Below are 8,651 nucleotides of genomic sequence, written 5' to 3'. Positions count from 1 at the left end.
GGCGGCCGGACTCTGGGAATCCTCACCGGTATTCCGCGAGCAGATGACGGCGTGCGAAGAGGCACTGTCGCCGTTCGTGGACTGGTCACTGTCAGCGGTGGTACGCGGAGAGGAAGGTACGCCCGGGTTCGACCGGGTAGATGTGGTCCAGCCCGTGCTGTTCGCGGTGATGGTCTCGCTCGCCGGACTCTGGCGGTCGTACGGTGTTGAGCCGGGCGCCGTGGTTGGTCACTCGCAGGGTGAGATCGCCGCCGCGTGCGTCGCCGGGGCCCTGTCGTTGGACGACGCCGCCCGGGTCGTCGCACTACGCAGCAAAGCGCTGGGCGTGCTGGCGGGACGCGGCGGAATGGTGTCTGTCGCGCTGGCGGTCGAGGACGTTCGGCCGTTGCTGGGCGAGCAGTTGTCGGTTGCAGCGGTCAACGGGCCACTGTCGACGGTCGTCTCCGGTGACGCGCAAGCCCTCGAAGAATTGCTGGCCTCCTGCGAAGCCGAAGGGGTACGGGCTCGACGGATCCCGGTGGACTACGCCTCACACTCCGCACACGTCGAAGAAATCCACGAGCAACTGCTTGAACTACTCGAACCTGTACGCCCTCAGACCGGCCGCATTCCCTTCTACTCAGCAGTGACTGGTGCCGTGCTCGAAGGCTCGGCGCTCGACGCGCAGTACTGGTACACCAACCTGCGCCAGACAGTCGACTTCCACGGCGCCACGCGGGCACTCCTGGCCGACGGCTTCGACATATTCATCGAGACCAGCGCCCACCCCGTACTCACCGCCTCCATCGAAGAAAGCATCGAAGAAGCGGACACCTACGCAGTCGCACTCGGCACCCTGCGACGCAACGAAGACGAACAACGACGCTTCGCCCTCGCACTCGCCGAAGCCTTCACGGCCGGACTCCCCGTGGAGTGGCCCGTAACAGAGCGAACGGCGGACTATCTCGACCTGCCGACCTACGCCTTTCAGTCGGAGCGGTACTGGCTGGAGCCGGTACCGGGCGGGGCGACCGACGCGGCCGGCCTGGGCCTGGAGGGCCTTGGCCATGAGCTGCTCGGCGCGATGGTTCCCGTACCCGACTCCGACAGCATCGTGCTGACGGGCTCGATTTCCCTGCGCTCGCACCCCTGGCTCGCCGAGCACGCCGTATTCGGAACAGCACTCCTTCCCGGAACCGCCTTCCTGGACATGGCGCTGCGGGCCGGTGCCGAGGTCGGTACCGCTGGTGTGCGGGAACTGGTGCTGGAAGCACCGTTGCTGGTGCCGGACCACGGCGAGGTGCGGCTCCATGTGAGCGTGGCCGGTGCCGACGAGTCCGGGTATCGGGCGGTCGTCGTGCGCTCCCGTTCCGACCAGGAGTGGACGGTTCACGCCCGGGGCGTCCTGGCCCCCGAGGCAGCGGACGAGCCGGCGGCCCTCCAGCCCACGTCCTGGCCTCCGACGGGTGCGGAGAAGGTGGACGTCTCGGCGCTGTACGAGGAGTTCGCCGTCGCTGGCTACGACTACGGGCCGCTGTTCCAGGGGCTCCGGGCCGTGTGGCGTCGGCCCGGCGAGGTCTTCGCCGAGGTTGAACTGCCTCACAACGACAGTGGCGGATTCGCCCTGCATCCGGCCCTGCTGGACGCCGCGTTGCACGCGCTCGTACTCATCGACCCGGACGCCAACGGGATCGGCGAACCCCGGCTTCCGTTCTCATGGACCGGAGTGTCTCCGGTCTCCCCCGGCGCCACGGCGCTCCGCGTGCGGCTGACTGCGGCAGGCGAGGGCGCGGTGTCCTTGTCGGCGACGGATCCGGCCGGGCGGCCGGTGGTGTCGGTGGAGTCGCTGGCCCTGCGCACGGTGAGCGCCGAGCAGTTGCGGGTCGGCGGGCAGGAGGATCTGTACCGGCTGGAGTGGCAGCCCGCGCTGGTACAGCCGGACCCGACGGTCGCCGACCGCTGCGCCGTCCTGGGACCGGACCTCGATCTGGCAGGCCTCGGAGAATCCGTCCCCGAGGTCCTCGTCGCGCCCTTCACGACCGGTGATGTGCCGGCGGACCGTCTCGCGGACCAGGCACGGGCAGCCACACAGCGCGCCCTGACGCTGCTTCAGCAGTTCTTGTCCGACCAGCGCTTGGCCTCGTCACGGCTGGTGTTCGTCACCCACGGCGCGGTTGCCGTACGACCAGGTGACGACTTTGCCGACCTGGTGAACGCCCCGGTATGGGGTCTGGTGCGGTCCGCGCAGCGTGAACACCCGGACCGTCTCTGGCTGGTGGACGGTGCCGACGATGCACTCGCCGCAAGCCTCCCCTCAGGCCAAGAACCACAACTGGCCGTGCGTGACGGTGCGGTGTACGTACCCCGGCTCGTACGCCACAGCACCCCTGCCGCCCCGGAAACAGCCCTGGACTTCGGCGGAGATACGGGCACCGTCCTGATCACCGGCGGCACCGGGACCATCGGCGCCCTGCTGGCGCGGCACCTGGTCACCGAGCACGACGTACGGCATCTGCTGCTGACCAGCCGACGGGGCGAACAGGCGCCCGGTGGGCGGGAGTTGGTCGCTGAGCTGACGGCGCTGGGTGCGCAGGTGGGCGTGGTCGCGTGTGACGCGGCGGATCGTGAGGCGCTGGCCGCTGTGTTGGCGGCGATTCCGCAGGAGCGGCCGTTGACGGCGGTGATCCACGCGGCGGGCGTCCTGGACGACGCCCTGGTCACCGGGCTGACACCCGACCAACTGGACCGCGTCCTGCGCCCGAAGATCGACGCGGCCCTCAACCTCCACCATCTCACCCGGGACCACCACCTCAACGCCTTCGTCCTCTTCTCGGGAGCGGCGGCCACCTTCGGGAGCGCCGGTCAGGCGCATTACGCGGCGGCCAACGTCTTCGTAGAGGCACTCGCCGCGCACCGTGCCGCCAACGGGCTGCCCGGTACCGCCCTCGGCTGGGGTTTCTGGGCCGCGCGGAGCGAGATGACGGAACACCTCGACGCGATCGCCATGCGGCGCATCACCCGGATCGGACTCGCGGAGATGACGTCCGAGCACGGGCTCGACCTGTTCGATGCGTCCGTACGTACGGGGCAGACCTTTGTCCTGCCCGCCGTTCTCGACGAGGCGAGCCTGCGCGAGCAGGCCGCAGCGGGCACCCTGCCGGCCATCCTGCGAGAGCTGGTCCGCAGGCCGGGGCAGCGGACGGGGGCCACGGCGGACAACGGTCAGACCACGGACACCGCCACCTTGGCCGAGCGTCTGGCGGCGGCCTCCGAGACGGAACGGACCGAGCAACTGAGGGAGTTGGTCTGCACGCAGGCCGCCGGAGTCCTCGGCCACGCGTCGGGGACCGCCGTAAAGCCGCACCAGACCTTCAAGGAACTCGGCTTCGACTCCCTGGGCGCGGTGGAACTCCGCAACCACCTGACGCGGGCCACCGGCATGCGTCTCTCCGCCACCCTGGCCTTCGACTACCCGACGCCCGCCGCACTGGCCGATCACCTGTGGGACGAACTACGCCCGCAGGAAGAGTCGTTGACGGACCGGGTGCTGGGCGACCTCGATGAACTGGAGTCCGCACTCGCCGGCCTGGCCCCGGCCGAGCAGGGCCGCGAACGCGTACTGAGCCGGATGCAGCAGCTCGTCGCCAAGTACCTCGGTGCCGACCCGGCCAGCGGCGACGAAACGTCGGGGGCTGACCGGTTCGACTCGGCAAGCGACGACCAGCTCTTCGAGTTCCTCGACAACGGCATCTGACAGTGACGTCAGGCGACGGATCTTCATGACCGCAGGACCGGCAGGTAGGGGGAGAGAGTGAACACCGAGGACAAGCTGCGCTCGTACCTCAAGCAGGCCGCCACGGATCTGCGCGACACCCGTGAGCGCCTGCGGCAACTCCAGGACGATGCGCACGAGCCCGTCGCGATCGTCGGAATGGGGTGCCGGTTCCCGGGTGACGTGCGCTCACCGGAGGACTTGTGGCGGCTGGTCGCGTCGGGGTCGGACGCGGTGTCGTCGTGGCCCACGGACCGTGGCTGGGACGGCGAGGCACTTTTCGATCCGGATCCGGACGCGGTGGGGAAGACGTACACCCGCGAGGGGGGATTCCTGTACGACGCAGCGGAGTTCGATGCGGAGTTCTTCGGGATCTCGCCGCGTGAGGCGTTGGCGATGGACCCGCAGCAACGGTTGCTGCTGGAGACCTCGTGGGAGGCCGTCGAGCGGGCGGGCATCGACCCGGTGACGCTGCGCGGCAGCCGTACCGGCGTCTATATGGGCCTGATGTACCACGACTACGGATCCCGGATCGGCAAGGCCCCCGAGGAACTTGAGGGCTATCTGCTCAACGGCAGCGCGGGCAGTATCGCGGCGGGTCGGTTGTCGTACACGTTCGGTCTGGAGGGGCCGGCGGTCACCGTGGATACGGCGTGTTCGTCATCGTTGGTGGCGCTGCATCTGGCAGTGCAGGCGTTGCGGCGCGGTGAGTGTGCGATGGCGCTGGCGGGTGGGGTGACGGTCATGTCGTCGCCCGGTCTGTTCGTGGAGTTCAGCAGGCAGCGTGGGTTGTCGTCGGACGGTCGGTGCAAGGCGTTCGCGGAGGGAGCGGACGGTACTGGGTGGGCCGAGGGTGTGGGGGTGCTGCTGGTCGAGCGCCTGTCGGACGCCGTACGGCTGGGGCACCCGGTGCTGGCGGTCGTACGGGGCAGCGCGGTCAACCAGGACGGCGCCAGCAACGGACTCACCGCGCCCAACGGGCCCTCCCAACAGCGGGTGATTCGACAGGCCTTGGCCGATGCCCGGCTGAGCACGGGGGACGTCGATGTGGTTGAGGCGCACGGGACGGGGACCCGGCTGGGTGACCCGATCGAGGCGCAGGCGCTCCTCGCGACCTACGGCCGGGACCGTGACGCAGAACAGCCCCTGCTTCTGGGGTCGTTGAAGTCGAACATCGGGCACGCGCAGGCGGCTGCGGGCGTGGGCGGGGTCATCAAGATGGTGATGGCCATGCGTAAGGGTGTGCTGCCCAAGACGCTGCATGTGGATGCGCCGAGCTCGCATGTGGACTGGGCGGGCGGCGCGGTGGAGTTGCTGACCGAGCAGCGGGCCTGGCCGGAGGTGGACCGCCTGCGACGGGCCGGCATCTCCGCCTTCGGCATGAGCGGGACCAACGCCCACGTCATCCTGGAACAGGTCCCCGCGCCGGAGCTGGAAGCCGTCGCCAGTGAGCCGTCCGGGTTCGTTCCGTGGGTGGTGTCGGGGAAGAGCGCGGAGGCACTTCGCGCGCAGGCGGAGTTGTTGCGTGCGTTCGTGACGGAACGCCCCGGGTTGGACCTGGCCGGTGTGGGGGCTGCGCTGGTGTCGGCGCGGTCCGTATTTGAGCGTCGGGCTGTGGTGGTGGCCGGTGACCGTGCGGAGTTGCTGGCCGGTCTGGAGGCAGTGGCCTCGGGTGGGGTAGCACCGGGTGTGGTGTCCGGTACTGGCTCGTCCGGTGGGCGCCCCGTGTTTGTGTTCCCTGGTCAGGGGTCGCAGTGGGCGGGCATGGCGGCCGGACTCTGGGAATCCTCGCCGGTCTTCCGCGAGCAGATGACGGCGTGCGAAGAGGCACTGTCGCCGTTCGTGGACTGGTCGTTGTCAGCGGTGGTACGCGGGGAGGCTGATGCGCCCGGGTTCGACCGGGTCGATGTGGTCCAGCCCGTGCTGTTCGCGGTGATGGTCTCGCTCGCCGGACTGTGGCGGTCGTACGGTGTTGAGCCGGGCGCCGTGGTTGGTCACTCGCAGGGTGAGATCGCCGCCGCGTGCATCGCCGGGGCCCTGTCGCTGGACGACGCCGCCCGGGTCGTCGCACTGCGCAGCAAAGCCCTCGGTGTGCTCGCGGGACGTGGCGGAATGGTGTCCGTGGCGCTTGCAGCCGAGGACGTTCGGCCTTTGCTCGGTGAGCAGTTGTCGGTAGCAGCCGTGAACGGCCCACTGTCGACAGTCATCTCCGGTGACACGCAAGCCCTCGAAGAACTCCTCACCTCCTGCGAAGCCCGGGGAGTACGGGCCCGACGCATCCCGGTCGACTACGCCTCACACTCCGCACACGTCGAAGCAATCCACGAAGAGCTACTGCAACTGCTCGAACCCGTAAGGCCCCAGGCCGGCCACATCCCCTTCTACTCAGCAGTGACTGGTGCCGTACTCGAAGGCTCGGCGCTGGACGCGCAGTACTGGTACACCAACCTGCGCCAGACAGTCGACTTCCACGGCGCCACGCGGGCCTTGCTCGCCGACGGCTTCGACATATTCATCGAGACCAGCGCCCACCCCGTACTGACCACCTCCGTCGAAGAAAGCATCGAGGAAGCAGACACCTCCGCAGTCGCCCTCGGCACCCTGCGACGCAACGAAGACGAACAACGCCGCTTCACCCTCGCACTCGCCGAAGCCTTCACCGCCGGACTCCCCATCAAGTGGCCCGTAGCCCAAGCGACAGCGGACTACCTCGACCTGCCGACCTACGCCTTCCAGTCGGAGCGGTACTGGCTCGACGGGTCGGCCTCCGCGGCATCCGGGGACGCCGCCGATCCCGAGGAGAACCGGTTCTGGGCGGCCGTCGACAGTGCGGACCGCGGCGAACTCGCCGACCTGCTCGGCGTGGACGACGACGCCTCCCGGCTGGATGACGTCCTCGGCCTGCTCGGCCCGTGGCGCCGGGACAACCAGGAGCGCTCCGAGGCGGACGCCTGGCACTACCGCGTCGACTGGAAGCCGGTGTCCGACGCGCGGTCGGTGTCGCTCAGCGGTGCCTGGCTGCTCGCCGTACCGGACGGCGACACGGTCCAGCCGTATGCGGAAGCGGTGCGGGACGCCCTGTCTTCCGCCGGCGCCCGGGTGGTCAGTCTGACCGTACGCGCTGACCACGACCGGGACTTGCTGGCCCGACGCGTGGCCGAGACCGTCGGCACGCTCGACGGTGCGGAACCGGCCGGCGTGCTGTCCCTGCTGGCCCTCGACGAGACACCGCGCCCCGATCACCCGACGTTGACCGCCGGACCGGCCGGAACGCTGCTGCTGATCCAGGCGCTCGGCGATACCGCCGTATCCGCACCGCTGTGGTGCGCCACGCGCGGAGCCGTACAGGTTCCCGGCGCTGAGACGGCGATACGTCCCGAGCAGGCTCAGGTGTGGGGGCTCGGTCTGGTGGCCGGGCTGGAGCACTCCGAACGGTGGGGCGGCCTGGTCGACCTGCCGGAGACCCTCGACCCGCGGGTGCTGCGCGGGCTGTGTGCCGCGCTCGCCGGGAAGCAGGGCGAGGACCAGCTCGCGGTTCGCTCCTCCGGAGTCTTCGCCCGGCGCCTCGCGCGCGTGGCCCGCAAAACCACTCACCGCCGCCCGGCATGGCAGCCGCGCGGCACGGTCCTCATCACCGGTGGCACCGGCGCCGTCGGCGGCCGATTCGCCCGGTGGCTCGCAGCCAACGGTGCCGAGCACCTCGTACTCACCAGCCGGCAGGGCCGCTCAGCGGCGGGAGCGAGCGAGCTGGAGTCCGAACTGACGGCCCTCGGCGTACGGGTCACCCTCGCGGCGTGCGATGTCGCGGACCGGGACGCGCTGGCCGAACTCGTCGCCGGGGTCGCCTCCGACGGCGAGCCGATCCGTGCGGTCATCCACGCGGCCGGTACGACCGACTCCGCCCCGCTGGCCGCGACGGGCCTCGACCTGCTGGCCCGTCTCACCTCCGCCAAGGTGCGCGGCGCGCACCACCTCGATGACGTCTTCCGGGACGTCGACCTGGACGCGTTCATCCTCTTCTCGTCCGGCGCCGGCATCTGGGGCGGCGGCGGACAGGGCGCGTACGCCGCGGCCAACGCGTACCTCGACGCGCTCGCCCAGCACCGCCACGCCCGGGGGCGGACCGCGATCTCGGTGGCGTGGGGTCTCTGGGGCGGCGGTGGAATGGCCGACGGTGAGGTCGGCGACCGGATCCTCAGCCGTGGCGTACGGGTCATGAACCCCGACCGAGCGGTCGCGGCACTGGCTCAGGCTACGGCTGCCACCGAGACGACAAGGATCGTCGCCGACATCGATTGGGAGGTGTTCGCTCCCCAGTTCACGGCCGTTCGGCGCTCTCCGCTGCTGTCGGACATCCCCGAAGTGCGGGCGGCGCTGGAGGAGCAGGGCGGCGCGGCGCAGGCAGCGCCGGCGGGCTCCGCCTCGTCGGCGCTGCTCGACGGACTGAGCGAGGCAGAGCAGTACCTGGCCATGCTGGACCTGGTCCGCGCGCAGGCAGCGGCGGCACTCGGCCACAGCACACCCGCTGCCGTCGCCCCGGACCAGGCCTTCCGTGAGCTGGGCTTCGACTCGATGATGGCGGTGGAGCTGCGGAACCGGCTGAACGGTGTGACCGGGCTGCGGTTGGCGAGCACGGTGGTCTTCGACCATCCGACGGCGAGTGACCTGGCGCGGTTCGTACGGGCGGAACTGCTGGGTGTCCCGGACGGTGTGGCGGCGGAGTTGGAGCCGTACCCGGCGGGGACGGCGAGTGAGGCGGCGGATGCCGAGCCGGTGGCGATCGTCGGGATCGGGTGCCGGTTCCCGGGCGGAGTGAGGTCGCCCGAGGAACTGTGGCGGCTGGTCGTGTCGGAGTCGGACGCGGTGTCGGGGGGTTTCCCGGTGGAGTCGTGGCTGGGAT

2 protein-coding genes are annotated in these 8,651 nt (G+C 70.1%); both read left to right on the top strand.

What is annotated here, in order from left to right; all coding sequences use genetic code 11:
• Window positions 1-3,733, top strand: a 3,733-nt coding sequence (locus QR77_RS23790) for a type I polyketide synthase (protein ID WP_160310946.1), incomplete at its 5' end; no start/stop codon positions are given.
• 57 nt (window positions 3,734-3,790) lie between these two features.
• Window positions 3,791-8,651, top strand: a 4,861-nt coding sequence (locus tag QR77_RS23785; RefSeq protein ID WP_150130428.1) for a type I polyketide synthase, incomplete at its 3' end; no start/stop codon positions are given.

Origin of the sequence: Streptomyces sp. 150FB (genome assembly GCF_000818195.1) — a bacterium.
Taxonomy (GTDB): Bacteria; Actinomycetota; Actinomycetes; order Streptomycetales; family Streptomycetaceae; genus Streptomyces.
Note: the sequence above shows the minus strand (reverse complement) of the source record. Positions and strands in the feature narration are given on the sequence as shown.